At 68.2% G+C, this 26,596-nt stretch carries 22 protein-coding genes; 16 read left to right on the top strand and 6 right to left on the bottom strand.

Features of this window, described 5'->3' with window-relative positions:
* The first annotated feature begins 42 nt into the window (after positions 1 to 42).
* From xerD to DFQ14_RS09555, 5 genes are all read left to right on the top strand, one after another.
* On the top strand, positions 43 to 984 hold the full coding sequence (gene xerD / locus DFQ14_RS09575) for a site-specific tyrosine recombinase XerD (protein WP_114452820.1): 942 nt from the start codon (positions 43 to 45) through the stop codon (positions 982 to 984).
* A gap of 190 nt (positions 985 to 1,174) precedes the next feature.
* Positions 1,175 to 2,125 (top strand): ParA family protein, encoded by a 951-nt coding sequence (locus DFQ14_RS09570; protein WP_114452819.1) that lies wholly within the window; start codon positions 1,175 to 1,177, stop codon positions 2,123 to 2,125.
* Between the two features lie 178 nt (positions 2,126 to 2,303).
* Positions 2,304 to 3,113 (top strand): segregation and condensation protein A, encoded by an 810-nt coding sequence (locus tag DFQ14_RS09565; RefSeq protein ID WP_246195551.1) that lies wholly within the window; start codon positions 2,304 to 2,306, stop codon positions 3,111 to 3,113.
* 29 nt (positions 3,114 to 3,142) lie between these two features.
* Positions 3,143 to 3,790, top strand: coding sequence for an SMC-Scp complex subunit ScpB (gene scpB, locus DFQ14_RS09560; protein WP_114452881.1), 648 nt, complete (start codon positions 3,143 to 3,145; stop codon positions 3,788 to 3,790).
* Positions 3,783 to 4,547, top strand: a complete 765-nt coding sequence (locus DFQ14_RS09555; protein WP_114452882.1) for a pseudouridine synthase — start codon at positions 3,783 to 3,785, stop codon at positions 4,545 to 4,547. Before scpB ends, DFQ14_RS09555 begins: the two co-directional genes overlap by 8 nt.
* Positions 4,548 to 4,550: 3 nt before the next feature.
* Here the strand turns inward: DFQ14_RS09555 and DFQ14_RS09550 are convergent, their stop codons facing one another.
* Positions 4,551 to 5,729 (bottom strand): cation:proton antiporter, encoded by a 1,179-nt coding sequence (locus DFQ14_RS09550; RefSeq protein ID WP_114452818.1) that lies wholly within the window; start codon positions 5,727 to 5,729, stop codon positions 4,551 to 4,553.
* A 4-nt stretch (positions 5,730 to 5,733) separates the two neighbouring features.
* The gene (locus tag DFQ14_RS09545; protein WP_114452817.1) at positions 5,734 to 6,216 is read right to left on the bottom strand and encodes a cation:proton antiporter regulatory subunit; all 483 of its coding nucleotides are present in this window, start codon (positions 6,214 to 6,216) and stop codon (positions 5,734 to 5,736) included.
* 242 nt (positions 6,217 to 6,458) lie between these two features.
* Between DFQ14_RS09545 and cmk the strand changes: the two genes are divergently transcribed.
* The 4 genes from cmk to DFQ14_RS09525 all read left to right on the top strand — a co-directional run bounded on the left by cmk (position 6,459) and on the right by DFQ14_RS09525 (position 10,341).
* The gene (gene cmk / locus DFQ14_RS09540; protein WP_114452816.1) at positions 6,459 to 7,184 is read left to right on the top strand and encodes a (d)CMP kinase; all 726 of its coding nucleotides are present in this window, start codon (positions 6,459 to 6,461) and stop codon (positions 7,182 to 7,184) included.
* 62 nt (positions 7,185 to 7,246) lie between these two features.
* Complete coding sequence (locus DFQ14_RS09535; RefSeq protein WP_114452880.1) at positions 7,247 to 7,927, top strand: lysophospholipid acyltransferase family protein; 681 nt, start codon at positions 7,247 to 7,249, stop codon at positions 7,925 to 7,927.
* The gene (gene der, locus DFQ14_RS09530) at positions 7,924 to 9,384 is read left to right on the top strand and encodes a ribosome biogenesis GTPase Der (RefSeq protein ID WP_114452815.1); all 1,461 of its coding nucleotides are present in this window, start codon (positions 7,924 to 7,926) and stop codon (positions 9,382 to 9,384) included. Before DFQ14_RS09535 ends, der begins: the two co-directional genes overlap by 4 nt.
* Before the next feature lie 123 nt (positions 9,385 to 9,507).
* Positions 9,508 to 10,341 carry an aldo/keto reductase gene (locus tag DFQ14_RS09525; RefSeq protein WP_114452814.1) on the top strand — a complete coding sequence of 278 codons (834 nt, stop codon included), beginning with the start codon at positions 9,508 to 9,510 and terminating at the stop codon, positions 10,339 to 10,341.
* 57 nt (positions 10,342 to 10,398) lie between these two features.
* On the opposite strand, the gene DFQ14_RS09520 is transcribed toward DFQ14_RS09525, so the two are convergent.
* Positions 10,399 to 12,519: a S9 family peptidase gene (locus tag DFQ14_RS09520; protein WP_114452813.1), complete on the bottom strand. Its 2,121-nt coding sequence runs from the start codon at positions 12,517 to 12,519 to the stop codon at positions 10,399 to 10,401.
* 174 nt (positions 12,520 to 12,693) lie between these two features.
* Here DFQ14_RS09520 and DFQ14_RS09515 point away from each other — a divergent pair, with 174 nt between their 5' ends.
* Complete coding sequence (locus DFQ14_RS09515) at positions 12,694 to 14,943, top strand: family 43 glycosylhydrolase (RefSeq protein WP_114452812.1); 2,250 nt, start codon at positions 12,694 to 12,696, stop codon at positions 14,941 to 14,943.
* A 74-nt stretch (positions 14,944 to 15,017) separates the two neighbouring features.
* Here the strand turns inward: DFQ14_RS09515 and DFQ14_RS09510 are convergent, their stop codons facing one another.
* Both DFQ14_RS09510 and cutA read right to left on the bottom strand, forming a co-directional pair.
* Positions 15,018 to 16,355, bottom strand: coding sequence for a NupC/NupG family nucleoside CNT transporter (locus DFQ14_RS09510; protein ID WP_179951529.1), 1,338 nt, complete (start codon positions 16,353 to 16,355; stop codon positions 15,018 to 15,020).
* Between the two features lie 240 nt (positions 16,356 to 16,595).
* Entirely contained in the window at positions 16,596 to 16,931 is a 336-nt protein-coding gene (cutA, locus tag DFQ14_RS09505; RefSeq protein WP_114452811.1) for a divalent-cation tolerance protein CutA, read from the bottom strand.
* A gap of 470 nt (positions 16,932 to 17,401) precedes the next feature.
* Between cutA and DFQ14_RS09500 the strand changes: the two genes are divergently transcribed.
* From DFQ14_RS09500 to DFQ14_RS09485, 4 genes are all read left to right on the top strand, one after another.
* Entirely contained in the window at positions 17,402 to 19,747 is a 2,346-nt protein-coding gene (locus tag DFQ14_RS09500; protein ID WP_114452878.1) for an arylsulfatase, read from the top strand.
* Entirely contained in the window at positions 19,740 to 20,696 is a 957-nt protein-coding gene (locus DFQ14_RS09495) for a formylglycine-generating enzyme family protein (RefSeq protein ID WP_170206311.1), read from the top strand. The genes DFQ14_RS09500 and DFQ14_RS09495 overlap by 8 nt, the downstream gene beginning before the upstream one ends.
* 40 nt (positions 20,697 to 20,736) lie before the next feature.
* Positions 20,737 to 21,642, top strand: a complete 906-nt coding sequence (locus DFQ14_RS09490) for a LysR family transcriptional regulator (RefSeq protein ID WP_114452809.1) — start codon at positions 20,737 to 20,739, stop codon at positions 21,640 to 21,642.
* Positions 21,643 to 22,402: 760 nt separating this feature from the next.
* On the top strand, positions 22,403 to 24,004 hold the full coding sequence (locus DFQ14_RS09485; RefSeq protein WP_114452808.1) for a BCCT family transporter: 1,602 nt from the start codon (positions 22,403 to 22,405) through the stop codon (positions 24,002 to 24,004).
* A 138-nt stretch (positions 24,005 to 24,142) separates the two neighbouring features.
* Here the strand turns inward: DFQ14_RS09485 and DFQ14_RS09480 are convergent, their stop codons facing one another.
* On the bottom strand, positions 24,143 to 25,810 hold the full coding sequence (locus DFQ14_RS09480) for an alkaline phosphatase D family protein (RefSeq protein ID WP_158546684.1): 1,668 nt from the start codon (positions 25,808 to 25,810) through the stop codon (positions 24,143 to 24,145).
* A 214-nt stretch (positions 25,811 to 26,024) separates the two neighbouring features.
* On the opposite strand from DFQ14_RS09480, the gene DFQ14_RS09475 reads away from it, so the two are divergent.
* Positions 26,025 to 26,237 (top strand): DUF2795 domain-containing protein, encoded by a 213-nt coding sequence (locus tag DFQ14_RS09475; RefSeq protein ID WP_114452806.1) that lies wholly within the window; start codon positions 26,025 to 26,027, stop codon positions 26,235 to 26,237.
* Positions 26,238 to 26,301: 64 nt separating this feature from the next.
* Positions 26,302 to 26,595, top strand: coding sequence for a 4a-hydroxytetrahydrobiopterin dehydratase (locus DFQ14_RS09470; RefSeq protein ID WP_114452877.1), 294 nt, complete (start codon positions 26,302 to 26,304; stop codon positions 26,593 to 26,595).
* The last annotated feature ends 1 nt before the right edge of the window (position 26,596 follow it).

Genomic DNA, 26,596 nt, shown 5'->3' with positions numbered 1-26,596 from the left:
TTTCCGGGCGGCTCTGCGGGGAAAGCGGCGAAGGAGGCCGAGGTGCGGGACTTCGAGGATCTTCCCGAGAGGTTGCGTGTTGTGGTCACCGGTTACCTCGACCACCTTGCGGTGGAGCGTGGAACCGCCCGCAGCACCCTGGATTCCTACGCGCGTGACCTGCGCCGCTATGCCGACTGTCTGCGGGAGGCGGGGATTTCCGACCTGAAGGAGGCCAGCGCGGACGAGGTCGCCTCGTTCCTGGCGGACCTGCGGGAAGGTGGCCGCGGACGCCCTCCGCTGGCGCGGTCCTCGGCGGCCCGGGCACTGGTGGCCGCACGCGGCCTCCATCGGTTCGCGTACCTCGAGGGGTTGGTCGAGGTGGACGTCGCGCGGGAGGTGTCCCCGCCCAGCCCGCCGCAGCAGCTGCCCAAAGCGCTCCCGGTGAGCGAGGTGCTTCAGCTGCTGGACGGCTGCGGTGGGCACGGAGTTCGCGATCTCCGGGACCGGGCACTGCTGGAACTGCTGTACTCCTCCGGGGCACGGATCTCCGAGGCCGTGGGTCTCGACCTCGACGATGTTCACACCGAGGAACGTACGGTGCTGCTGGACGGCAAGGGAGGGCGGCAGCGCCTGGTTCCCGCGGGGCAGCCCGCGCTGGAGGCCTTGGATGCGTACCTGGTGCGTGCGCGGCCGGTACTGGCAGCACGGGGGCGCGGCAGTCCGGCCGTGTTCCTGAACTCCCGCGGCGCGCGATTGTCCCGGCAGAGTGCCTGGAACGCGCTGAAAGCGGCCGCACAGCGAGCGGGCATCACCACGGACGTCTCGCCGCACGTGCTGCGTCATTCCTTTGCCACCCACTTGCTGGAAGGAGGCGCCGATGTCCGGGTCGTCCAGGAACTTCTCGGTCACGCTTCGGTCACCACCACGCAGGTGTACACCTTGGTCACGGTGAACACGTTGCGCGAGGTGTACGCGACGGCGCATCCGCGCGCACACGGATAGCGGCATCCCGGCGGGGATCACGCGGTGACCGCCCCGAGCACCGCCGTGGGCGCCTGCCGTGGCGGGAACCACCGGCAGCACATTTCCGACACGTCGGCGATGCGCGTTGCCGCTGGTATTGCCTGCCACTTAGGCTGCGCGCGACTGCATCAGGCCCCACCGCCACCAGCAGACAAGGAGTCGGATCGTCATGTCGACACCGCAGCCCTCCGCCGACGGGCGGTCCCGGGGCGCGGTCGACCTGAGTATCGCCCCGGACAAGCCCGGCGCGCCGAACGAGGACGTCGACACCTCCCAGGACGTCTCGTACGACGACGTCGGCCCCACTGGCAGGCCGCGCAGGCACATTCCCGAGCCGCCGATGCTGGACAAGCACGGGCCCGCGATGGTGTTGGCCATGTGCAACCAGAAGGGCGGTGTCGGGAAGACCACCTCGACGATCAATCTCGGTGCCGCGCTGGCGGAGTACGGCCGACGGGTGCTGCTGGTGGATTTCGATCCGCAGGGTGCGCTCTCGGTCGGCCTCGGCGTGCAGCCGCACCAGCTCGACCAGACGATCTACAACGTCATCATGGAGCGGTCGGTCACTCTCGACGATGTGGTGCGCCGGACCACGGTCGAGGGGATGGATCTGCTGCCGAGCAACATCGACCTGTCGGCTGCCGAGGTGCAACTCGTCGCGGAAGTCGGCCGGGAGCAGACACTGGGACGTGTGCTGCACCCGGCGATGTCGGAGTACGACTACGTTCTGGTGGACTGCCAACCGTCGCTGGGATTGCTCACGGTCAACGCGCTGGCCGCGGCCGACAGTGTGATCATTCCGCTGGAGTGCGAGTTCTTCAGCCTGCGTGGGGTGGCGCTGCTGATCGACACCATCGAGAAGGTCCGGGAACGGCTGAACCCGAAACTGGAGATCAGCGGGATTCTCGCGACCATGTTCGACCCGCGTACACTGCATTCCCGGGAAGTCATGGCCAGGGTGGTCGAGGCGTTCGGCGACATCGTGTTCGACAGTGTCATCAACCGCACCGTCCGCTTCCCGGAGACCACCGTCGCCGGGGAACCCATTACGCGCTGGGCGCCGAGATCGGCCGGCTCCCGGGCCTACCGCGCGCTCGCCCGTGAGGTGATCGCCCGCTGACCGAAGTGCGTGCGGCGCGTGCCGCTTCGCGTGAGCGATCGATCCGCGCAGGGCCACCGGCGAGCAGCTGCTCGAGCAGAGCCCGATTCGCAGGAGAGGTGACGTGAGCGAGGCGGAAGCCGCGGAGGTGACGCCTGTCCCGGGCGGGGAACTCGATCCGGTTCCTGCCGACCGGGAATTGTCGTCCTCGAGGCGTTTCACGGTGCGGCTGGACAATTTCGAAGGCCCTTTCGATCTGCTGCTGCAGCTCATCTCGCAGCACCAGCTCGATGTGACCGAGGTGGCGCTGCACCGGGTGACCGACGAGTTCATCGCCTACACCAAGGAACTGGGTGAGCGCTCGGAGCTCGACGAGATCACCGAGTTTCTCGTGGTCGCGGCGACCCTGCTCGACCTCAAGGCCGCACGGTTGTTGCCCGCCGCCGAAGTCGAGGACGAGGAGGATCTCGCACTTCTGGAAGCGCGAGACCTGCTGTTCGCGCGGTTGCTGCAGTATCGTGCGTACAAGCAGGTGGCGGCGCTGTTCCGCGAGCTGGAAGCCGGTGCGTTGCGCCGATATCCCAGGTCGGTGTCTCCGGAGGACCGCTTTGTCGGGTTGCTGCCGGAGGTTGTCCTGGGAGTGGACCCGGCGGGATTCGCCGAGATCGCCGCGGCCGTGTTCCGGCCGAAGCCGCCGCCGACGGTGTCGCTGGAGCACTTGCACCAGCACCGGATCTCGGTGCGGGAGCACGCGGCGGTGCTGCGCGTGTTCCTCGCGGAGAGGGGAAGTGCGCGTTTCGCCGAACTGGTCGACGACTGCGAGCACACGCTCGAGATCGTGGCGAGATTCCTGGCCTTGCTGGAGTTGTACCGGCAGACCGTGGTGCTGTTCGAACAGGAGGACCCACTGGGGGAGCTGGTCGTGCAGTGGGTCGGTGGCGACCTGCAGCAGGCACGTGCCGATGCCGAGGCGGACCGGGCCGGTGTCGAGGAAGAGGAGTACGGGTGAGCGAGCACGGTGCGACCGAGGGGGAGGTCATGTCGCAGGACCCGGATGCGGCGGACGAGGGTTCGGAGTCCGGGACGGGGCACTCCGACCCCTCCGGGGCGGCGAGCCCGGCGTCCGAGCGGACGGCTCCGGATCTCGGCTCGGACGAGGCGTTGGAAGCGGCGCTGGAGGCGCTGCTGCTGGTGGTGGACGTCCCCGCCGGGGAACAACTGCTCGCGGACGCGCTGGAGCAGCCGGTCGAGCGGGTCGGGGCAGCACTGCGCCGGCTGTCCGAGAGCTACACCGGGGCCGGGCGGGGCATCGATCTGCGGCAGGCCGGCCAGGGATGGCGCTTCTACACCCGGGAGACTTATGCGCCCTACGTCGAGCGCTACCTGCTCGACGGGCAGCGCGCCAAGCTGAGCCGGGCGGCGCTGGAGACGCTCGCGGTGATCGCCTACCGCCAGCCGGTCACCCGTTCCCGGGTCGCGGCGGTACGCGGTGTCAACGTCGACGGAGTCATCCGTACCCTGTTGGCACGCGGCCTCGTCGAGGAGGCCGGAAACGACCCGGAAACCGGCGGCGTCCTGTACTGCACGACCGAGCTCTTCCTGGAACGGCTCGGGTTGTCGTCGCTGCAGGACCTGCCGCCGCTGGCTCCTCTGTTGCCCGAAGTGGATGCGATCGATGATGTCTGAGTACCGTGACCCGACCGGCTCGCCCGCCACGGGCGAAGGCGTGCGCCTGCAGAAGCTGCTTTCCCAGGCCGGGGTGGCCTCGCGGCGCGCGGCCGAGCAGATGATCGCCGAGGGGCGGGTCGAGGTCGATGGTGACATGGTCACCGAGATGGGCAAGCGGGTCGATCCGGAAACTTCCGTGGTTCACGTGGACGGCACCCGGGTGGTGACCAACCGTGCGGCGACGCACCTGATGCTGAACAAGCCACCGGGCATTCTGTGCACGATGTCCGACGACCAGGGTCGGCCGTGCATCGGTGACTACCTGAGTGAACGCCAGGGGCGTCTGTTCCATGTCGGCAGGCTCGACGTCAACACCGAGGGGCTGCTGCTGATCACCAATGACGGCGAGCTCGCGAACCGGCTGATGCACCCGTCGTACCGCGTGCCCAAGACGTATCTGGCGGAAGTGCCGGGCCCCATCCCGAAGGATTTGGGGTACAAGCTCAGGTCGGGATTCGACCTGGACGACGGGCGGGCCGCAATCGACGAGTTCCGGTTGGTCGATGTCAACGGCAACCGTGCGCTGGTCGAGGTGGTGTTGCACGAGGGCCGCAAGCGCATCGTGCGCAGGCTGCTGGATCGCGCGGGGCACCCGGTGCAGCGGCTCGTGCGCACCGCCGTCGGTGACGTGCGGCTGACCAACGAGCGGCAGGGAGCCATCCGCCCGCTCAACCGTAAGGAACTGGGATCTCTCTATCGCGCCGTCGGTTTGTAAGCATCAGGCCCGCACCGGGGCGCGGTGTTGGATGAACCGCTGGGCGACCGGCTCGACCGCTCGCGCGACAATCGGACCGATCATGGCCATGAGCAGTACGTAGGCCGTGGACAGTGCGGCGAGGTCTCCGGTGACGTCACCGGAGGAGACCACCAGGCCGGCGATGACGATCGAGAACTCGCCCCGGGCCACCAGGGCCGCGCCCGCACGGGCACGACCCATCCTGCGCACGTTCTGCATGCCTGCCGCGAACCATCCGGTGGCGACCTTGGTTGCGGTGCTGACCAGCGCGAGCAGCAGTGCTGCCACCAGCACCGGCGGGATGGCCGAGGGATCGGTGTTGAAGCCGAAGACCACGAAGAAGATCGCCGCGAACAGGTCGCGCAGCGGTTCGAGCATGCGGCTCGCGGTCGTGGCCGTTGACCCCGAAATCGCGATGCCCAGCAGGAATGCGCCGACGGCGGCGGAGACCTGCAGTTGCGAGGCGATCCCGGCGACCAGCAGGGCCGCTCCGAGCACCCGCAGCAGGAACACCTCGGGGTCGGAGCTGTATACGACCGCCGAGACGTACTTGCCGAAGCGAAGCGCCAGGATCAGTACCAGGGTGACCGTGAGCAGGGAGATCCCCACGGCGCCGAGGCCACCGAGGAGGCTCACCCCGGTCAGCAGCGCGGTCAGGACCGGCAGGTAGACGGCCATCGCGAGGTCCTCGAAGACCAGCATCGACAGCACCACCGGCGTTTCCCGGTTACCGAGCCGCCCCAGGTCCCGCAGAACCTTCGCGACGATCCCCGAGGAGGAGATGTAGGTCACGCCCGCCATGGCGAGCGTGCCGACCGGCCCCCAGCCCAGCATCCAGCCCGCGAGCGCACCGGGAGTGGCGTTGAGCACGATGTCGATCAGCCCCGCCGCCCAGGAGCGGCGCAGTCCGGTGACCAGTTCACCGGCGGAGTATTCCAGGCCGAGCAGGAACAACAGCAGGACAACGCCGATCTCCGAGGCGACCTGGGTGAAGGGCTCGATTCCCTCCAGGGGAATCAGACCACCTTGGCCGAAGGCGAGGCCGCCGAGCAGGTAGAGCGGGATGGGGGAGATTCCGATCTTCCAGGAAAGCCTGCCGAGTATGCCCAGACCGAAGAAGACGGCACCCAGTTCCAGGAGAGGAAGCGCCGTGTCGTGCACCCGCTCAGCCCTTTTCGAGGATCTCGTTGGCCGACCGCAGGCCTTCCACGGTGCCGACCATGACGAGGAGGTCCCCGGCGGTGAACTCGAAGTCGGGCCGGGGGGACGGGTGCGCGGTGCCTTCCCGGACGATGGCGACGATGGAGACCGAGGTGCGGGTGCGCATCTCCGTGTCACCGAGTGCGCGACCGTCGTACGGCGATCCCTGTGTGATGGGCAATTGCCAGGTGGTGATTCCGGTGACTTCGCGCTGCTGTTCGGTGAGCTGGGCGACGAGTTGCGGCGCACCGAGCAGGTTGGCCAGCGCGCTCGTCTCCTCGGTGGTGAGCTCCACCGAAGCCGCGACTTTGTCCGGGTCCTGTGGACCGGACACGATCAGTTCGAGCCTGCCGTCGCGATAGCTGATCACCCCCACTCGGTGGCCGGAGTTGGTGATGAAGTCCTGCTGTGTACCGAGCCCGGGCAGCGGTGTCACTGTGACGTCCACGCCTCGATCCTAATGTTGAGCACACAATCCGCGGTCCGGCCTTACCTGCCGGAGGGGTTTTCGGGGCCGGACCTTGCCGTTCTTCGGCAACGGTCTCTTGTGCAGTGGTGGTTCGGCGGTCCCAGAGCCGCGGTCCGGTTCCGGTGGGATGCGCTTGGGACCGGCATGTCGGTGGCAGGCAGAATGGACGGTTGGTCCGGTGTTGCTGCCGGTCGTTCGTGCAGTGAAGGAGGTCATCCGAGGTGGCACAGTCCGTGCTCCGCGGCACCGTGGCGCTCGACGGTCCATCGGGAACCGGAAAATCCACGGTGGCCCGCCGGTTGGCGTCCGAGCTGGGGGCCGCCTACCTGGATACCGGCGCGATGTACCGGGCGGTCACGCTCGCCGCTCTTCGTGACCGAGTGGCGGTGTCCGACGTCGAGGCCGTTGCGCTCGCCGCTCGCTCGGTGGACCTGGAGATGGGAACCGATCCCGGGCATCCGTCGGTGTCGCTGGCGGGGGAGAATGTGGAGCACGAGATACGCGGCCCGGCCGTGACCGGTTCCGTCTCGGCGGTTTCGGCCGTCCCCGTGGTGCGGGAGCTGCTCGTGGCCGAGCAGCGGCGGTTGATCCGGCAGTCCGCAGAGCAACCGGGCGGCATCGTCGTGGAGGGCCGTGACATCGGCACCGTCGTCGCGCCGGAGGCGGGTCTGAAGGTCTATCTCACGGCCTCGTCCCACGCTCGTGCGCAGCGGCGTACCGCGCAGGATGCCGCCTTCGGGCACGGTACCGACCTCGAACGGACCCACGCGGACGTGCGCAGGCGCGACAACCTGGACTCCAGCCGGGAGAGCTCGCCGTTGCGGATGGCCGGTGACGCTGTGGAGCTGGACACCACGGAGCTGGACGTGCCGGGCGTGCTGGCGCAGTTGCACAAGCTCATCGAGCAGCGTGGCCTGTTGGACCGGGAGAAACGGACGATCCTGTGAACGTCGAGGGCAGTCACAGCAGGGATGCGGCGGTCGCCGGGACATCGGCGGCTGCGGACGGTATGCTGCCGGAAGGTGCCTCGCCGGGACTGCACCGGCTGGGGCGGTGGATCGGGGCCACCTTCGTCCGGTGGCCCTACCGCGTGACCATCCACCACGGTGAACGAGTGCCGAGGTCGGGTGCCATCGTGCTGGTTGCCAACCACAGCTCGCTGGTGGACGGGCCGTTGCTGTTCGGCATGCTGCGGCGCAGCGCCGTGTTTCTGGTCAAGTACGAGATGTTCCGCGGCCCGCTGGGCTGGTTTCTGCGCAGGATCGGTCAGCTTCCGGTGCGTCGGGGTGAGGCCGATCGCACACCCTTGATGGCCGCGATGCGCGTGCTGCGTGCCGGCGGCCTGGTCGGTGTGTTCCCGGAGGGAACCCGCAGCGACGGGGCCGTGGCCAATGCCCAGCACGGTGCCGCCTGGCTGGCCCGCACCGCCGGCGCGCAGGTGTTGCCGGTCGTCTGCCGGGGGACACGGCGCCCGGAGGGGCGCAAGCGCAGGTTCCGGCCGAAGGTGGACGTACTGTTCGGTGAACCGGTGACCTTGCCGACCGGCAAGGGGCGTGCCGGTCTGAACGCCGCCACCGAGCAGGTTCGTACCGAACTGGTTGAGCTGCTCGGCGAGCTGGACCGGCTGGTCGGCGAAGGGCGCGACGATCGCCATGAGCGCGACGACGATGTGAGAGGGAACCAAGCGTGACCGAAGATCCGCTGGCCGACGCCGGCGACGGGAGTGAGCTGGACGGGACCTGGTTCGACGAGTCCGAGTGGTCGGCGTTCGACGAGGCCGAGGATGCCGTCGAAGACGGCTCGGACGGCGACAGAACGCCGCAGCCGGTGCTGGCGGTGGTCGGTCGCCCCAACGTGGGCAAGTCGACACTGGTGAACCGGCTGCTGGGGCGCCGCGAGGCCGTTGTCCAGGACACTCCGGGGGTCACCCGGGACCGGGTGGCCTATGACGCCTTGTGGAACGGTCGGCGCTTCACGGTCGTGGACACCGGTGGCTGGGATCCGGGGGCGCAGGGACTGCAGGCGGCGGTGACGGCGCAGGCCGAGATGGCGATGTCCACCGCCGACGTGGTCCTGCTGGTCGTGGACGCCCAGGTCGGGGCGACCGAGACGGAAGAGGCGGTGGCAAGGGTGCTGCGCCGCTCCGATCGCCCGGTGCTGATGGCGGCGAACAAGGTCGACGACCAGCGGACCCAGGCAGAGGCGGCGGCACTGTGGTCGCTGGGACTGGGGGAGCCGTACCCGGTGAGTGGCTTGCACGGCCGGGGTTCCGGCGACCTGCTCGACAGGGTCCTGGAAGTGCTGCCGACCAGTCCCCGCGATCAGTTCTCGACCACGGGCGGTCCGCGCAGGGTCGCCCTCGTCGGCAAACCCAACGTCGGCAAGTCCAGCCTGCTCAACCGCCTCGTCGGAGAGAAACGCGCCGTGGTCGACGAGGCGGCGGGAACCACGGTCGACCCGGTCGACTCGATGGTCGAACTCGACGGCGAGGTGTGGCGCTTCGTCGATACCGCCGGGTTGCGCAAGCGGGTCAAGTACGCCGGCGGTACCGAGTACTACGCCTCGCTGCGCACCAAGGCCGCGATCGAGGCCGCCGAGGTCGCGATCGTGCTGGTGGACGCCTCCGAACCGCTGACCGAGCAGGATCTGCGGGTCATCGGCATGGTGATCGAGGCCGGGCGGGCCCTGGTGATCGCCTACAACAAGTGGGATCTCGTCGACGACGAGCGCAGGCGCAAGCTGAACAAGGAGATCGACCGGCAGCTGGTGCGTGCTCGCTGGGCGCAGCGTGTCAACGTCTCGGCCGCCACGGGGCGTGCGGTGACCAAGCTGGCGCCCGCGTTGCGCGACGCCCTGGAATCGTGGGACAGGCGAGTGCCCACCGGGCAGCTCAACGCCTGGCTGTCCGACCTGGTCGCCGCGCAACCACCACCCGTGCGCGGTGGTAAACAGCCCAAGATCCTGTTCGCCACCCAGGCGCATCCACGTCCGCCGACGCTGGTGCTGTTCAGCACGGGATTCCTGGAAGCGGGCTACCGCCGGTTCGTGGAACGCAAGTTCCGCGAGACGTTCGGGTTCGAGGGCAGTCCGGTCCGCGTCTCGGTCCGGGTGCGTGCGGGCAAGGACCCGAAGGGATCCCGCCGCTAGGACGACGTCGCGCAGTGTTGCCGGCGCAAGAGGCACTCCCGCCGGGCCTGCTCGATCTCGTAAGCTGTGCGCACGCTCGGCACGACCTGGTGGCCCCGTGTGCGAAACGGAGTGTGCGAGACGATGCGGCACCTGCGGCTTCCCTGCGGTGAGAACCTGCCCGTATTGGGGCAGGGCACCTGGGGCATGGGTGAGCGCGGAGCGAACCGTGCGGCGGAGGTGGCGGCTCTGCGGCACGGCCTCGACCTGGGGCTCTGCCTGCTGGACACGGCCGAGATGTACGGCAGTGGCGGTGCGGAGGAAGTCATCGGGGAGGCGATTTCCGGTAGGCGCGACGAGGCGTTTCTGATCAGCAAGGTGCTTCCGCACAACGCGAGCAGGCGCGGAACCGTCGAGGCATGCGAGCGCAGCCTGCGCCGCCTGGGCACCGACCGGTTGGATCTCTACCTGCTGCACTGGCGCGGTGGCACCCCGCTGGAGGAGACGCTGGAGGCCTTCGGAGAGCTGCAGGCCGACGGCAAGATCCGCCATTTCGGCGTGAGCAACTTCGATCCCGATGACATGCGGGAGCTGTTCTCCTCCGAGGCCGGGCGCCGGGCCCGGACCGACCAGGTGCTGTACAACCTGACCCGGCGCGGAATCGAATTCGACCTGCTGCCCTGGTGCCGTGAGCAAGGCCTGCCGGTGATGGCGTACTCGCCGATCGAGCAGGGCCGGCTGCTCGGCGACCCGGTCCTGCACGAGATCGCCGAGGAGCACGGCGCGACCCCTGCCCAGGTGGCCCTCGCGTGGGTTCTGCACCAGGACGGTGTGTGTGCCATTCCGAAGGCCTCCTCCACCGGGCACGTCGAGCAGAACCGAGCCGCACTGGACCTCTCACTGTCGGCGCAGGACCTGTCCCGCCTCGACGCCGAGTTCCCGGCGCCCCGGCGAGCCACTCCGTTGGAGATCCTGTGACCCGACCACTGCGGTGATCGGGCGAGCCTGCGGGTGGCCCGCCGACCGGGAGGGCCGTCAGGCCGGTTCGCGGCCCCCGTGTGCGTCACCGAGTGCCCGATGCAGGAAATCGAGCTGAAGCAGCAGCAGGTTTTCCGCCGTGGTTTCCTCCGTTGGTACGTGACTGACCCCCGGCAGTGGAAGCAGCGTGTGCGGCCGGGACGCCGCCGTGAGCGCGGCCGACAGGCGCAGGGAATGCGCGGGGACCACGTTGTCGTCGACAGTGCCGTGCACGATCAGCATCGGGCGCTCCAGCTGTGCTGCCGTGCCGATCAGCGAGTTCGATTCGTACACCTCGGGTACGTCGGCCGGGTCGCCGAGGTAGCGCTCGGTGTAGTGGGTGTCGTAGAGCCGCCAATCGCACACGGCGGCACCGGCGATCGCCGCGTGGAAGACATCCGGCCTCCGCAGCACGGCCAGGGCGGCCAGATACCCACCGAACGACCATCCCCGGATGGCCACCCGCCCGAGGTCCAGCTCGCTGCGTTCGGCAGCGATCGCATGCAGCGCCTCGACCTGATCGTCCAGAGGCGGCCCCGCCAGATCACCCGCGATCGCGCGGTCCCATTCCGGCGTGCGCCCGGCCATGCCGCGGCCGTCGGTGATCACCACGGCGAAGCCCTGATCGGCGAACCACTGGGACGTGAGGTAACCGTACTGCCGGGCCAGCACGCGCTGGGCTTGCGGGCCACCGTACGGGTCGAGCAGCACGGGCAGCCGGCCGTGCTCGGGGCGGTACCCGCTGGGCAGGAGCAACGCGCTGCGCAACTCGCGTTCCCCTGCCCACAGCAGTTCCACGTTGAGCCCGAGGGTGGGGGTGTCGGCTCGGGAGCCGATCTCGGCGATCCGTCGGGTGCCCTCGAGGACCCGCATCCGGGTGCCCGGTTCCTCGAGGCCGGACGAGGACAGCACCATGGTGGCACCGGAGCGGGTGGCGGTGTGCACGCCGGCGCCGGTGGAGAGGCGTTCGATTCCGTGCGGCCCTGCTCGATACACGTGAACCTGTGCCGGATCCCGTTCCGAGGCCGACAGCAGGATGTCCTCGTCACCGATGTCCAGGATGGCGCGGACCTGCACGTCGTCACCGGTCCGGTCCCGGTCGCCGACCACGAGCCGGTAGGCGCCCTCGCGGGCGTCGACCCGGACGAGCTGCCCGTCCGGTGTCCACGCGGGCCATCCCGGCCTGATCTCCACCCAGTGCGGGTCGGTGTCCCGGTGCAGTTCCCGCGTTTGCCCGCTGCCGGGATCGAGTGCGAGAACGAGCTGGGTGTGCTGGTCCCGGGTCTGTACGGCCAGCAACGGCGCCCCGTGCGGTGACCAGTGGACGGTCACCAGGTAGGGGAAGGCCTCCCGATCCCACGAGACATCGGTGCGGTGCGCATCGAGTCCGATCAGAGCCAGCGTGACCTCGGCGTTGGCGGTTCCGGCAGCCGGATAGGGCATGGTGGTCGGTGGTTGTGCCGGATGAGTGGGGTCGGCGAGGTACCACTGCTGTACCGGTGTCTCGTCCACGCGCGCGGCCAGCAGCATCGTTCCATCGGGTGACCACCAGTAACCGCGGCTGCGTCCCATCTCCTCGGCCGCGATGAATTCGGCGACGCCCCATTGAACCCGCTCGTGCTCGGGCTCGGCGAGTGCTCGATCACCGGAACCGTCCACGCCGATCACCCGGAGCTGTCCGCGGGATGTGTAGGCGATGTGCCTGCCGCCGGGGTCGGGCCTCGGATCGGCCACAGGGGACTGTGCCGGAAGTTCCCGCACGGTCCCGGTGGTGAGGTCGGCCAGGAAGAGCTGCCCCGAGAGGGTGAATGCGGCCGTGCGGACCGCTCGGTCGGTGGCATACCCGGTGATGCCCGCGGCGCGCTCGCGGGCACGTTCCCGGCGGGCCTGCTCCTCGGCGGAGACGGTTTCCTCACCCTGCAGGGTGAGCGGGTCGGCGAGGCACTGCTCCGCACCGGAACGGGTGTCCAGCATCCACAGCGCGTTCCTGCGATCGGTCCCACCGGCGGAGCGGAGGAACAGCACGGTTCCCCCGTCGGGAGCGACGGTGGCGTTCCTGGGAGCACCGAGCGTGAATCCCTGTGTTCGGGCGCTGTGGCGGGGAAAGGATCGCTCTGGCGGTGTGGCGGGTGAGGACATGCCTGCAGCCTGCCAAACCACGCGTCGACCCGGGCCGGGTGGTGTGCGTTCCGCCGGTGCCGCAGCCGGATCCGCCCTACACTGGGAGCCACTTGCCCGCCGCCGGCGGGAAGTACCGCTGTTCACCGGCTGCCCGCCATCGTCGGTGCCCCGGACCCGTGGCAGCAGGGAGGGATGGGCGTGTGCCGAGGGCGCATCCTGAGCGTGCTGATCGCTCTTCCTCTGGTGCTGGCGATGGGGCCGGTGTTCGCGATGGAGTGGGGCGGCGGCCACCGAGCCCCCCGTGATGGTGCGGGTGCTCGCACGCTGTCGACCAATGCGACCCACGGCAACGCCGCTGCAGTGCCCGGAACCGACCCGCACGTCCTCCACGACCGGGACAGCGGTTACTACTACGCGTACTCCACCACGGGCGCCGATCCCGGCTACCGCTTCGCCGTCCACCGCTCGCCGGACCTGACGACCTGGGAGCGACTTCCGGGCGGTGCACTGGCCGTCGACGACGGGGACCGGTGGGGTCGTGACCGGTTCCGGGCGCCGGAGGTCTACCACAACACCGAGACCGGTCTGTACTACTTGTTCTACTCCGCGCGGGCGGAAGGCGATACCGCCGGAGGTCGGGGGGAACCGGCTGCCGAGCCGCTCGGCCGGATCGGTGTCGCGGTCGCCGAATCACCGCGGGGACCGTTCCGTCCCGTCGCCGACGAGCCGCTCGATTACCATCCGTACGTTCCGGATCGGAACGGTGCCGACCGCACCGGGCGCCTCGGACACAACCGCCCGACGGAGACCTCCGCCGGGCGGCGGACGGTGCCGTCGGGCACCCGCCTCTCGATGGCCGACCCCCATGTCCTGTTCGACAGCGGCCGTACGTACCTCTACTTTTCCGGCAGCCCGCACCGTGTCCGAGGGCGGGATCACGGCACGGATCGGGGCAGCGATCCCTCGGCCGTGTACGCGGTCGAGTTGACCACGGGATGGTGGCACGACCCCACCGGGCGGACGATGCCCACGATCCGTCCTGGCTACGTCGATGCCAACCGGGCGCCCGAGAGCTCCGCCGAGGTGCGTCGGGACGGGTTCACCCCGGTGCTCGGACACCGGGCGAACGCGGGGCACCGGGAAAGTTCCTCCCGCGGCGGGGATGCCGTACCGGGTGGCGCCTCTCCGGACCCACACCGGCCGGCCGGTCCCACGGTGGTCGTACACCACCGGACCGACAACGGCAGGCGTGTTCCCGTCTATTACCTGCTCTACTCGAGCACGCACGGCAGGGGCGGCAACCGGATCGACTACGCCGTGTCGGACAGCCCGCTCGGGCCGTGGAATCCGAGTGCGGGTACCCCGATCCCGAAGCAGGACGGCAGCAAAGGCCTGTCCGCGATCGGTCAGGGCAGTGTCGTGGCGGCACCGGACGGTTCGCAGCTCTACTCCGTCCATCATGGCCGCACGGAGCCCGACGCGCCCCGAACCCTGATCACCGCCCGAGTGCGCTTCCTGCCCGGCGACACCGATGCGCGGGGAAACCCCTCCCTGCGGATCGACCCCACGATCGGCGACGAGCCCGTTCCACCGGGGGTGGCACCGTATTCGCTGACCACCGACGCCCGGCTCATCGACCTGGGAGGGCAGCGGGCGGGCACGCTGCGCTGGACAGTGACCGGCACGACCGGAGCGGCGATGGACCTGTCCCGGCCGGTGAACCGCGTCAGGGCCACACTGGATCCTTCCGGCCCGGTCACGGTGGCGCTGCGCGGCGACAGGGCGACGTTGACCGGCCACCAGACCGGTGTCGCGGCATTGCACGTGCAGTACCAGCGCAGGCGATCCCGTGGTGCCTACGTCGACATCGCCAACATCAGAACCGGGGGCGGCAGGCGGGTGAGTCGCGAACCCGTGGCGGCCACGGTGGCGGTGGCCGGATGCACGTCCACGATCACGGGGTCCCATCCCGGGCCGCTGCACGTTTCCGCCGGCGTGGCGTGCCTGCGTGACGCTGTCGTCACAGGACCGGTGCGGGTGGCCCCGGAAGCCTCGCTGGTGGCTGTGCGCTCCGCGATCGCAGGGCCGATCGAGGCACACCGCCCCGGGGCGGTGTGGCTGGCGGGGGGAACCGTGTCCGGGCCCGTGCGGATCGACCGTGCGACCGGCATCGTCCGCCTGGACGGCACGACGGTCTCGGGCCGGGTCTCGGTCACCGGCTCGTCCGGAGGCGTCACGGTCGTGCGTTCGGCACTGCACGGCTCGGTGTCCGTGCACGGCAATGCGGGGACACGACCGATCGTCGTGGCGGGCAACAGGATCGCCGGCGCGCTGGCATGCACCGGCAATGTTCCGCTCCCCGCGGGAGACAGGAGGCTCAACTCCGTTCGGGGAGCCACATCGGAGCAGTGCACGTCCCTGCAGGAGCGGTACACGCGGTAGCCGGAGCTTTCCGTGCTCATCGGGACAACCGCGACCACGGAAAGCTCCGGCCCGGCCGGCTGCGGATTCCCGCCTCAGCCGATGAGCATGCCGGCGATGGTCGCACTCATGAGGTTGGCCAGCGTGCCCGCGAGCACCGCCCGAAGAGCGTACTTCGCGATGAGCGGTCGGCGAGACGGCACGAGCCCGCCGAGCCCGCCGAGCAGGATCCCCAGCGAGCTGAAGTTGGCGAATCCGGTGAGCGCGAAGGTGATGATCGTGGCCGTCTTGGGGCTGAACTGGTCGGCAACCGGGCCGAATTCGGCGAACGCGACGAACTCGTTGAGCGCCAGCTTCTGCCCGAGGAAGCTGCCTGCTTCGATGGCCTCGTTCCACGGAACCCCGATGGCGACCATGATCGGAGAGAAGATGTAGCCGAGAATCTTCTGGAAGGTGATGTCCTCCAGCCCGACCAGGCCCCCGAGCCCGCCGATGATCAGGTTGAGCAGCGCGATCAGCGAGATGAAGGCGAACAGCATGGCGCCGACGTTCAGCGCGAGTTTGAGGCCGTCGGAGGCTCCGACAGCTGCCGCATCGATGACATTGCGCGGTTTCTCCGAGGTTACGTCCTCCTCGGCAGAAGGCTGATCCGCACGCCGGTCTTCGGTCGGCGCCTCCTCGCCGGACGAGCGCTCGGCGTCCGCGTCACCGGTGTCCGGACGGTCGGCAGAGCCCACGCCCTCGGCGGTGCTGTCTTCGCTCCTCCGCGGGGTCGTCGAGGCCGTGACCGCCTCGTCGCTGAACGTCTGCTCGGTTTCCGGAACGATGATCTTCGCCATGAGCAGCCCGGCAGGGGCGGCCATGAAGCTCGCCGCGATCAGGTAGTCCAGCCGTGCCCCCAGCAGGGAGTAGCCGACCAGGACCGTTCCGGCGACCGTGGACAGGCCACCGGCCATGATCGCGAAGAACTCCGAGCGCGTCATCGTGGTCAGGTAGGGGCGGATGACCAGGGGAGCCTCGGTCTGGCCGACGAAGATGTTCGCCGTCGCGTTGAGGGATTCGGCCCTGGTGGTGGCCAGCACTTTCTGCAGACCACCACCGATGATGCGCACGACCCACTGCAGGATGTTCCAGTGGTACAGCACGGCGGTCAGAGAAGCCACGAACACGATGAGCGGCAACACCTGGAAAGCGAACAGGGTGCCCTCTTCGGGCAGGATCGGGCCGACCATGAACTCGATGCCCTCGTTGGCCGAGTCGATCACCTTGCCCACACCGTTGGCGAGTGCCTGCAGGACCCGCTGGCCGACCGGCCACTGCAGTACGAGGATCGCGAAGATCACCTGGAGGAGCAGCGCGCCGAGCACCGTGCGGGGTTTGACCGAGCGCGGACTGGTCGAGAACGCGAACGCGATCAGCAGCAGCAGGAGCATGCCACCGATTCCCCATAACACCTGCACGAGCACCACCCTTTCCACAGAGCCGACGGGCACGGGCCGACTCTTGCTCACGAGCACGATCGCAAGCGCTGTTGCTTGCTTGATCGCGAATGCTCGCACTCGAATGGTGTCCGCGGACAGGTGATCGCGCCATTTCGTTGTTTTCCCGCGACGGGTTTCCGCTGAGTGGAAGGCGAGGGCTCCCGCGGGAAGGTGCCACGACCGCCGTCCGGGTCAGTGCCCCGTCTTGTCGGTTGCTCCCGCTTCCTCGTCGATCCACGACAGGTATCCGTCGTGGCCGCCGACGATCGGAGTGGCGATGATTTCCGGGACGTCGTAGGTGTGGTTGGCCTTGATGTGTTCGATCAGGGCGTCCAGGCGAGCCGCCGTCGTCTTGATCTGGAGCTGCCACTCCGGGTCGTCCTGGACGGCGTCGTCCCACCGGTAGAAGCTGCGGATGGGCACCACCTGCACGCACGCTCCGCCGCGCGCCTCGACGATGCCGCGGGCCAGCGTCGCCGCGGCCTGTTCCGAATCCGTGGTCGTCACGACCTGAACGTAGTCCGCCATGCCGTCACGGTATCGGCATCGCCGTCCGCCCGGTCCCGCACGGGGAGGCCGGTGGCGCGCACGGTCGTGTCACTCGGCGTTCGCGGCCCGCGCCGCGTGAACTCGAACAGCCGCCGGTTCGGACCCCGAAGAAAGGTGGCCGGTGACCGAATTCGCCCGGTTCCGCCAGAGGGATAGAAGATGCCTATGTCTTGTATCGGAAATTGGTCTACATTCTTTCGATCAGTCCGATGAACAGGCCGGATTGCTATTTCGATGTGTTCCACACCTCAGGTGGAAGCGCCCGAAGAGCACGGTCGGGGGTTGCACATCCGATGTGCGCCACTAGCATCCGGGAGCCAACAGAATGGTTCCGCAATCACGAGATTTCGGGTGAGTGCGTCCGGCTGTGCTCCGATGAATTCGGGTGTGCCGGAAATACGTGCGAGACCGCTTTCTCCGTCAGGAGGTCGAGCGTGGCCGAGGCCGCCATGAACCGCGAACAGTTACCGATTCCCGATGCCGTCCAGCCTTCCCCCACCTCGCTGGACGTGCGCGATCAAGCTCCGGCTTACGAGCCGCCGCAGCCGTTGCGGGCGCCGGAGGGTGCCCCGAACGTGGTGGTGGTCCTGCTCGACGACATGGGATTCGGCGCGCCCAGCGCGTTCGGCGGGCCGTGCGAGATGCCCACCGCGGACAGGCTCGCCCAGGGCGGGCTGCGTTACACCCGGTTCCACGTGACCGCTGTCTGCTCGCCGACCCGGCAGTCATTGCTGACCGGCCGCAATCACCACTCGGTCGGGATGGGTGTGACCACCGAGATGGCGAGCGCCTCACCCGGCTACAGTGGGGTCCGTCCGCTCAGCGCCGCCACGATCGGTCAGGTACTTCAGGGCAACGGGTACAACACGGCGGCGTTCGGGAAGTGGCACCAGACCCCCGCACGCGATGTCAGTGCCGCGGGACCGTTCGACCGGTGGCCCACGGGAGAAGGCTTCGAGAAGTTCTACGGTTTTCTCTGCGCCGAGATGAACCACTGGTATCCGGTGCTGTTCGACGGCACGACACCCGTGGAACCCTCCCGTACGCCCGAGGAGGGCTACCACTTGTCCGCCGACCAGGTGGACCAGGCCATCGACTGGGTGCGCAACCAGCACTCGCTCAAACCGGACAACCCCTTTTTCACCTACCTCTCGTTCGGTGCCACTCACGCGCCGTACCACGTGCCCGAGGAGTACCGGGACAAGTACCGGGGCTGCTTCGACCACGGGTGGGACCGTCAGCGCGAGATCACCCTCCAGCGCCAGAAGGATCTCGGTGTGGTCCCGCAGGACGCGGAACTGGCGCCCTGGGCCGAGGGTGTGCCGCACTGGGACGAACTCTCCGACGCCGAAAAGCGGTCGGCGGCCTCGCTGATGGAGCTGTACGCGGGCTTCGCCGAGCACACCGATGTTCAGCTCGGGCGGTTCGTCGACGCGCTGGAGGAGATCGGAGAGCTGGACAACACGCTGTTCGTCTACATCCTCGGGGACAACGGCGCGTCGGCCGAGGGGGGTCTCGGCGGCACTCTCAACGAGCACCGCATCGCCAGCGGTATCACCGACAGCGCCGAGTTCATCAACGAGCACGCCGAGTCCCTCGGTGACGCGACGACGCACGCGCACTACCCGGTCGGCTGGGCACTGGCGATGAACACGCCGTACCAGTGGACCAAGCAGGTCGCCTCCCACTTCGGGGGAACGCGGGACGGGATGATCGTGCACTGGCCGGCCGGTATCGCCGAGCGTGGCGGGATCCGCAATCAGTTCCACCACGTGATCGACGTGCTGCCGACGGTGCTGGAAGCAGCCGGGCTGCCACAGCCTTCGGCCGTCAACGGGGTTACCCAGCAGCCGGTCGAGGGCACCAGCATGCTCTACAGCTTCAACGAGGCGGCCGCCGCCGACCGGCACCGCCTGCAGTACTTCGAGATGGTGGGAAACCGGGGCATCTACCTCGACGGATGGATGGCGGTGACCCGCCACGGCACCCCGTGGGAGATGGTCCAGGAGGGTGAGCGCCACTACTTCGACGACGACCGCTGGGAGCTCTACGACACCAACACGGACTGGACGCAGGCCCGCGACATCTCCGCCGAGCATCCCGGCAAGCTGCGTGAACTGCAGCAGCTGTTCCTCGTCGAAGCCGCCAAGCACCAGGTGTTCCCGCTGGACGATCGGATGACCGAGCGGGAGAACCCGACCGAGGCGGGGCGGCTGGACCTCATGGGCGATCGCCGGTCGATCACCTTCCACGCCGGTGCCCAGCGTCTGACCGAGGAGACCGCCCCCAACGTCAAGAACCGCTCGCACTCGATCACCGCCGTGTTCGAGGTGCCCGACGGCGGGGCCGACGGTGTCCTGGTCGCTCAGGGGGGCCGGTTCGGCGGCTGGTCGCTGTACCTGCACGAGGGACGGCCGTGCTATGCCTACAACTACTTCGGTCTGGAGGTCTACAAGGTCCGGGGCGATGTGCTGCCCGCCGGACGGCACGAGGTGCGGCTGGACTTCGACTACGACGGCGGCGGTGTCGGCAAGGGCGGAGATGCCTCGCTGCACGTCGACGGATCCCTCCTCGGCAAAGGCCGTGTCGAGGGCACGATTCCGTACTACTTCGCCTTCGACGAGACCTTCGACATCGGCGTGGACCGGGCCTCGCCGGTCACCGAGGACTACGCGCCGGTGGACAACCGGTTCACCGGGCGCTTGGAGTCGGTGCGCATCGACCTGAGCGGCGAGAGGCACAGCGACCGGGAGGCCGACGAGGGACGCGAGCGATTCCGGACAGCACATGAGTGACATACCCACGGGCGGTGGTGGCTGCTGCGCCCCCTCGACCGGACGAGGGGGCGGGCAAGCCTCCGCCACGAAACACCCGATTTCCGGAAACCCCGGCAGCACCGAGGGAATGGTGTTGCTGGGCGGGGATGAGTTCCTGATGGGCAGCGAGGATTCGCGTGCCTACCCCGACGACGGGGAGGGCCCGGTTCGCCCGGTCGCTGTCGATGCCTTCTGGATCAGTGCCACAGCGGTGTCCAATGCCGACTTCGCGGCGTTCGTGGCCTCGACCGGTTACCGCACCGAGGCCGAGCGGTTCGGATGGTCGTTCGTCTTCGGTGGGCTGCTGCCCGACGACTTCCCGCCCACGCAGGGCGTCGCGGCGGCACCGTGGTGGCGGGTCGTCGAAGGATCCGACTGGGCGCACCCGGAAGGGGCACAGTCGGATGTGCGGAACCGCCAGGACCATCCAGTGGTGCACGTCACCTGGGCCGACGCTCAGGCCTACTGCGAGTGGGCGGGGCTGCGCCTGCCGACCGAAGCGGAGTGGGAATACGCTGCGCGGGCAGGGCTGCAGGGGTGTGCCTTCCCCTGGGGCGACGAGCTGGAGCCGGACGGCGACCACCGGATGAACGTGTGGCAGGGAACGTTTCCGCAGCACAACTCGTGCGCCGACGGTTGGTACGGCACGTGCCCGGTAACGGAGTTCCCGGCGAATGCCTACGGGCTGTACAACATGACCGGCAATGTCTGGGAGTGGTGCCACGACCGGTTCCACGGCACTTCCCCCGCGCTCGAGCACCGGACGGATCCGGGCGGATCCGATGACGAGCTGCGGCGGGTTGCTCGGGGCGGTTCCTACCTGTGCCACGAGTCGTACTGTCGGCGTTACCGCGTCAGTGCGCGGCAGGGGATCACACCGGATACCTCGATCGGCAACACGGGATTCCGCTGCGCCCGCGACGAATGAGATCCGAGCGGACGGGCCGACCAGGAGAGGGGCAGGCGATATGGAACGCCGGGAGCTGGAGTACTTCCTGGCCATCGCCGAGCACGGGAGTTTCACCGGTGCGGCCCAGGCACTGCGGGTGGCACAGCCGTCGCTCTCGCACGCGATCGCCACGCTCGAGCAGAAGCTGGGTGGGCGCGTCTTCCACCGGCTGGCGCACGGTGTGGCTCTCACACCGGCGGGCGAGGCGCTGCGGGAGCCCGCGCGTCAGGTGCTGCGGGACCTGAGCACGGCGACCGACTCGGTGCGCCGGGTCCTGGACATCACCGCAGGCCAACTGGACATCGTCTCGCAGACGACGTTGGCGGTGGACCCGTTGGCCTCTCTGGTCGGGGAGTTCCTGCGGGCGCATCCGAAGGTGTCGGTCCGTGTCTCCGACCCGGAACTCGGATCGGATGTGACCAGTGCGGTGCGCGCGGGTGAGTGCGAGCTCGGCATGGTCGATTCTCCGGCTCCTGTCCGCGAGATGGAGAGCATCGTCCTGCGAGGGCGCGAGATCCATGCCGTGCTCCCACCCGAGTGGTCGTCCTCCGAGCGTGCCCGGTTGAGCATCGCCGAGCTGGCTGCCCTGGACTTCGTGACCACTCCGGAGTCGACGGCGACCCGGGAGGTCATCGAGGACGTGGTGGGCACGCTCGACGTGCGTCCCCGGATCGCCGTCGAGACGGCGCATCAGGCCATGGTCGTTCCTCTGGTGCTCACCGGGGCGGGCGCCACCCTCCTGCCGAGGTCGATGGCCCGGGATGCCGCACAGCAGGGAGCGGTCGTGATGCCCCTGCGGCCCCGCGTGCTGCGTCGCGGTGCCCTGTTCTGGCGCTCCGGGCCGCTCTCGCCTGCGGCGGAGGAGTTCGTCGCCCTGGCGCGCCGATTCGCATCCGAGTCCGACGGTCCGGAACCGGAGACGTGAATCGGACCGGCCGCCCTCTGTTGCGCCGATTCGGAATCGACCTGCGCGGATTCGCGCCGGTGTGTTGACCATTCGAGTTTCGGGATGCAATCGTGCTCTTGAGCATAATTTCATTTTGTTCGAACGGGCCGCGGACGATGTCGCGGCAGTGTCTCCGTGTTTGCCGACCGGTCCGCGGAACCGATCTGCCGGCGCGCCGAAAATCGCTCTCACGAACGCTTTCGAAAAGCACGGAGCCACGCTCAACACTTCCGGAAAAACGCCCTGATCATCGTGGTCAGGGTGACGAGAACTGGTATGTACAGATGTACGCAGGATATGTTAACTTCTGCCAACAGCAATGATTTGCCATTTTGACGGAGGAGGTCGCCCCGGTCTCGAGTCCGCGTGGATGGATGCCTTCCCGTGCTCGTCGAACCTCTCTGATCCCCTCGGGTCGGGTTCGGCGATCACGCCGGTCGACTGTATCGGTGTTTTTGGCACAGCGTGACCCAGGGGAGGACGACGGGTGACCGAGTTTGCACGTATCGGAACCCCGGTCGCCCCGCGAGGAAGTCGACGATCTGTCGAAATTGCGAGTGGCGCTGCCTCGAACGGATCAAGAGTTTCCTCTGTCACAATACGATTACGGTGAGTGCGGTATGAAATTCGTGGTGAGCCGGATACGGCTTTGCTGCGTGTATCGGGTCATCGTGACCCCGGGTCGTCGACAGCGTCCGCTTTGTCCGCACGTCTCCAACCTCAAAAGATAGTGGTTTCTATGCGAACATCAAGAAGGAAGCAGACCACGATCGGAGCCGTCTTCGTCGTCTCCGTCATGGTCTCGGCACTGATCGTCCTCTGGGGTGGGGTCGCGCCGACGAACTTCAGTGTCGTCACCACTCGACTTTTCGACTACGTCGTATCACACTTGAGCTGGTTCTTCCTGCTCGCGGCGAACCTGTTCCTGGTCTTCGTCGTCTACCTGGGGATGAGCAGGTACGGCAGGATCAAGCTCGGAAAGAAAAACGACAGACCCGATTTCGGCCGTCTGTCCTGGTTCGCCATGATGTTTCAGGCGGGCATGGGGCCTTCCATCATCTTCTGGGGCCTGGCCGAGCCGCTGTCGCACTACGTCAACGTGCCGTTCGGCCTCGCCGGGCCCGGCTCCGAAGAGGCCGCCGGGGTGGCTGTTCAGTACTCCTTCTTCCACTGGGCGCTGCACCCCTGGGCGATCTACGCCACCGCCGGTCTGGCCGTGGCCTACTTCACCCACCGCAAGGGTGAAAAGGCACTGCTCAGCACCATTTTCCGCCCCCTGATCGGCGACCGCGTCGACGGCCCCGTGGGAAAGACGATCGACATCCTGGCGGTGCTGGCGGTGGTGTTCGGCATCGCCGTGGCCCTGGGGCAGGCCGGACTGCAGATCACGGCCGGACTCGGTCAGACGTTCGGGCTTCCCACGGTGGTACTGGTGCAGCTCGTGGTCCTCGGACTCACCACGGCGGCGTTCATGGTCTCGGCGACGACGCGGATCGAGCACGGCATCAAGTGGCTCGCCAACATCAGCATGCTCATCGCCCCGCTGTTGCTCGTGTTCTACTTCGTCGTCGGACCGACCATCACACAGCTCAACGTCTTCACCGAAGGAGTCGGCAACTACCTGAGCAACCTCGTCCCGATGAGTTTCCGGCTGGACGCGTTCAGCCCGAACACGGAGTGGTTGGGGAGCTGGACCGTGTTCTACTGGTCCTGGTGGATCGCCTGGGCCCCGTACGTGGGAATGTTCATGGCCCGCATCTCCCGCGGACGCAGCATTCGCGAGTTCGTCGTGGCCACCGTTGTCGTCCCCAGCGTGGTCAGCATGATCTGGATCGCCGTGTTCGGCGGAGCGGCGCTGCAACTGGCCCGCGGCGGACAGGCCTCCGATATCGCCAAGACCGTGGAGCAAAGCCCGGCTGCGGGGATGTTCGTCTTCATTCAGGAGTATCCGCTGCCCATCCTCCTGTCGATCATCACGCTGGTGGTGCTGTGGGTGTTCTTCGTCGCCGGCGCGGACGCCGGTACCGTTGTGCTGGGCGAACTGTCCACCGGTGGCTCTCCGAACCCCACAACCTGGGTCCGGCTCCTCTGGGGACTCCTGCTGGCCGGCGTCGCGGCGGTCCTGCTGGTTTCCGGCGGACTCGGCGCGCTTCAGAAGGCCTCGGTGCTCATCGGGACACCGTTCGTGATCATCCTGGTCGCCATCTGCGTGGCCTTCTCCAAGACCCTCGCGAAGGAGAACGGCTCCCACTCGGAGGAGTCCTCGTCCCTGTCGGAGGAGCACTCGTGCAGCCGACCCACCGAATCCGAAGGCCGGGTGCGAGAAGCATTGGAACGATGAGTGCGCTTGTGTCGTGCTCTCGGCGGTGCGGTCGTGGCGTGGTACCTCGGTGCGGTGCTCACCGACGGCGTCGGATGCGCCTCTCCGAGATCGCCAGGCCCAGTGGCCGGCACCACGCGCCGCGGCGCGGAGGTGGCGTCAGCTCAACCGCCGGGACACGAGCGTGCTCCACCGGCCGGCGGCGTCCTCGATCCGTTCGAAACGGACTTCGGCGCCGGACCCGTGCAGATCCAGCACGCCGACCATGTTGCCGAAGTACGGCCCCGCCGACTTCGACCATCGCACGGGCAGTGGCGCCACTCCCGCTCGGCGGGCCAGCAGGCGGAAGCATCCTGCCAGTACCGGTGACCAGGCCATCCGGAGTGGCCCACGGAGGGTGTGGGAGACCGCGTTGTGCACCGGTGAGCAGGTCACCTGCACCACGGGCGCGTGGGCACCGCGGTACCGCGCCTCGGCGAGGTAGCTGTGATGGACATCCCCGGACAGCATGCACACCGTGGACGGTGCGGTGCGGGTATCCGGTGCGGGCGTGGCCGTGCGGGAACGCGTTCCGGCGGCCGCTGCGACGAGGCGGGACAGCCGGTCGAACGAACCCCGAAACGCCGCCCAGTGTTCGAGGTCGCCAAGTTGGCGCAGCCATTCCCCCAAGCGGGCCCACCGGCCCCGGCCGCGGCACACGGCCTCGTTCCAGGACTGCGCGTGATGGATGGCGTGCGGCAGTAGCCACGGCAGCGAGGAGGCCAGCAGCAGATGCTCGTGCGGGGTGTCGATGCCACGCTCGAGCCATTCGAAGTCCTGCTCGGAGAGCATGGCGCGCTCGTGGGCATCGAGGATGCGGCCGGCCCGGGAGTCGATCACGATCAATCGGGCGGGCCCGAGGTCACGTCGGTAACTCCATCGCATGCCCTTCACGTGGCCGCGTTCGGCCTCGGCCGTTTCGGCGAACTCGCGCAGTACCGGCATGGCATCACCGGACCGCCCCGCCTGCAGCACCTGCTGGTAAAGCTCGTCGCGCTCCAGCTCGTCGGGGCCGAGATTGCCGATGTGCTGGTAGAGCCAGTAGGAGATCAGCGCACCGGCAAGGCGCTCGGACCACCAGGGCAGGCGCGCCATGTGCGCGCGCCATGCGCGCGAGATGTTCCAGTCGTCCCGGACGTCGTGATCGTCGAAGATCATCATCGTGGGCACTGTGGACAACATCCACCGCAAGTGCGGTTCGTTCCAGGAGTGCCGATAAAGATAGGTGTATTCCTCGAAGTCGGCGACCTCGTCGGCCGGTGGGCGGCCGGGACCACGAGGACGGCCGAGCGCGCGCCGTGCACTCACCTGCCGCTGTACTTCGGGAGTGAGCTCGTCGGCATAGACCTGGTCGCCGAGCAACAGCAACGCGTCCGGCCACGTGCTCTCGGCCCGACCGGCCATACGCCGCCCGTAGGCGGCGAGCGCGTCGATGCCGAGAGTCGCATACTTCTTCGGATCCTCGGTCCCGCCGAAGTGGCACGAACCGAACAGCAGGCGCAGCGCGGTGTCATTGCGGTGCGGAATCGTCCTGATCGTGCTGGGTGGGAAATCGTGTCCGCCGGGTGGCCACACCGCCGTGCCGTCGAGGTGGACCTCGTAGGCCGTGCTCGAGCCGGGAGGCAGGCCGCGCACGGCGACGAGCGCGTAGTGATGACCGGCGACGTGGAAGGTGCGTGCGGAATGTCCGAGTACTTCCACGGTGCACGCAACATCGGTTTCCACCCACACCGTTGCGCACGTGTCGTCGACATGGCGAAGCAATGGTCCCAGCAGCAGTTCGGCCACAGACCATGCATACCCGACGGGCCGCGGTGACGACATCACCACCTCGACGACATGGTGATCGACCTCGTGGACGCCCCCGGCCGCGTCATCCGGGGGCGTCGGGTGTGAGTGACGGCTGCACGGGTAGTCCGAGGAGGACCCGGCGTGTCCACCCGTGAGGGCGGACCACCGGAGCGGCACGAGCGCTACGATGATCACGTCGAGGAGAACGACGGTGACCGATTCGGACGAACGACGTATCGCGAAGGCCCTGCAGGGCCTGGAGTTTCCTGCCGCGGAGTCGGATCCGGGACCCTACGCCGAGGACCGCGGAGTTGCCGAGCGGGCCCTGCGGACGCTGGGATCGCTGCCGGAGGACGGCCACGGCAGCAGCGAGGAGGTCGAGCGAGCCGTGCCGCAGCGTCCCGGCGAGGAACTGCCGAACTGATCCGGTCGGTGACTGTTCCCGCTGTCGTTTCCGAAACCGCCCGCGATGAAGAATGGAGGACCTCGTGCCCGAGCTGCTGGACCGAGACACGATCGACAACCGGTTGACCGAACTCCCCGAGTGGGAGTACAGCGACGGCGTGGTGCGCAAGACGTGGCGACTGAAGGGCTTCCTGGCGACGATGACCTTCGCCAACGCGATTGCGCACCTGGCCAACGAGGCCAACCACCACCCTGATCTGAGTGTGCACGACTACAACCACCTCACGGTGCGCATCACCACGCACTCCGCGGGTGGAGTGACCGAGAACGACCTGGGTCTGGCCGACCGGATCGAGGCTCTTCGCGCGACGCCCTGAG

This window comes from Halopolyspora algeriensis (assembly GCF_003337235.1).
GTDB lineage: Bacteria > Actinomycetota > Actinomycetes > Mycobacteriales > Pseudonocardiaceae > Haloactinomyces > Haloactinomyces algeriensis.
Note: the sequence above shows the minus strand (reverse complement) of the source record. Positions and strands in the feature narration are given on the sequence as shown.

Bases quoted from the DNA above. Each gene is read 5' to 3' on its own strand.
- DFQ14_RS09495 (WP_170206311.1), top strand. From the start codon at position 19,740: ATGAGTGACATACCCACGGGCGGTGGTGGCTGCTGCGCCCCCTCGACC.
- DFQ14_RS09525 (WP_114452814.1), top strand. From the start codon at position 9,508: ATGCGGCACCTGCGGCTTCCCTGCGGTGAGAACCTGCCCGTATTGGGG.
- DFQ14_RS09555 (WP_114452882.1), top strand. From the start codon at position 3,783: ATGTCTGAGTACCGTGACCCGACCGGCTCGCCCGCCACGGGCGAAGGC.
- DFQ14_RS09490 (WP_114452809.1), top strand. From the start codon at position 20,737: ATGGAACGCCGGGAGCTGGAGTACTTCCTGGCCATCGCCGAGCACGGG.
- DFQ14_RS09510 (WP_179951529.1), bottom strand. From the start codon at position 16,355: ATGCTCCTGCTGCTGCTGATCGCGTTCGCGTTCTCGACCAGTCCGCGC.
- DFQ14_RS09500 (WP_114452878.1), top strand. From the start codon at position 17,402: ATGAACCGCGAACAGTTACCGATTCCCGATGCCGTCCAGCCTTCCCCC.
- DFQ14_RS09485 (WP_114452808.1), top strand. From the start codon at position 22,403: ATGCGAACATCAAGAAGGAAGCAGACCACGATCGGAGCCGTCTTCGTC.
- cutA (WP_114452811.1), bottom strand. From the start codon at position 16,931: ATGGCGGACTACGTTCAGGTCGTGACGACCACGGATTCGGAACAGGCC.
- DFQ14_RS09570 (WP_114452819.1), top strand. From the start codon at position 1,175: ATGTCGACACCGCAGCCCTCCGCCGACGGGCGGTCCCGGGGCGCGGTC.
- DFQ14_RS09515 (WP_114452812.1), top strand. From the start codon at position 12,694: ATGGGCGTGTGCCGAGGGCGCATCCTGAGCGTGCTGATCGCTCTTCCT.
- DFQ14_RS09520 (WP_114452813.1), bottom strand. From the start codon at position 12,519: ATGTCCTCACCCGCCACACCGCCAGAGCGATCCTTTCCCCGCCACAGC.
- scpB (WP_114452881.1), top strand. From the start codon at position 3,143: ATGTCGCAGGACCCGGATGCGGCGGACGAGGGTTCGGAGTCCGGGACG.
- DFQ14_RS09535 (WP_114452880.1), top strand. From the start codon at position 7,247: ATGCTGCCGGAAGGTGCCTCGCCGGGACTGCACCGGCTGGGGCGGTGG.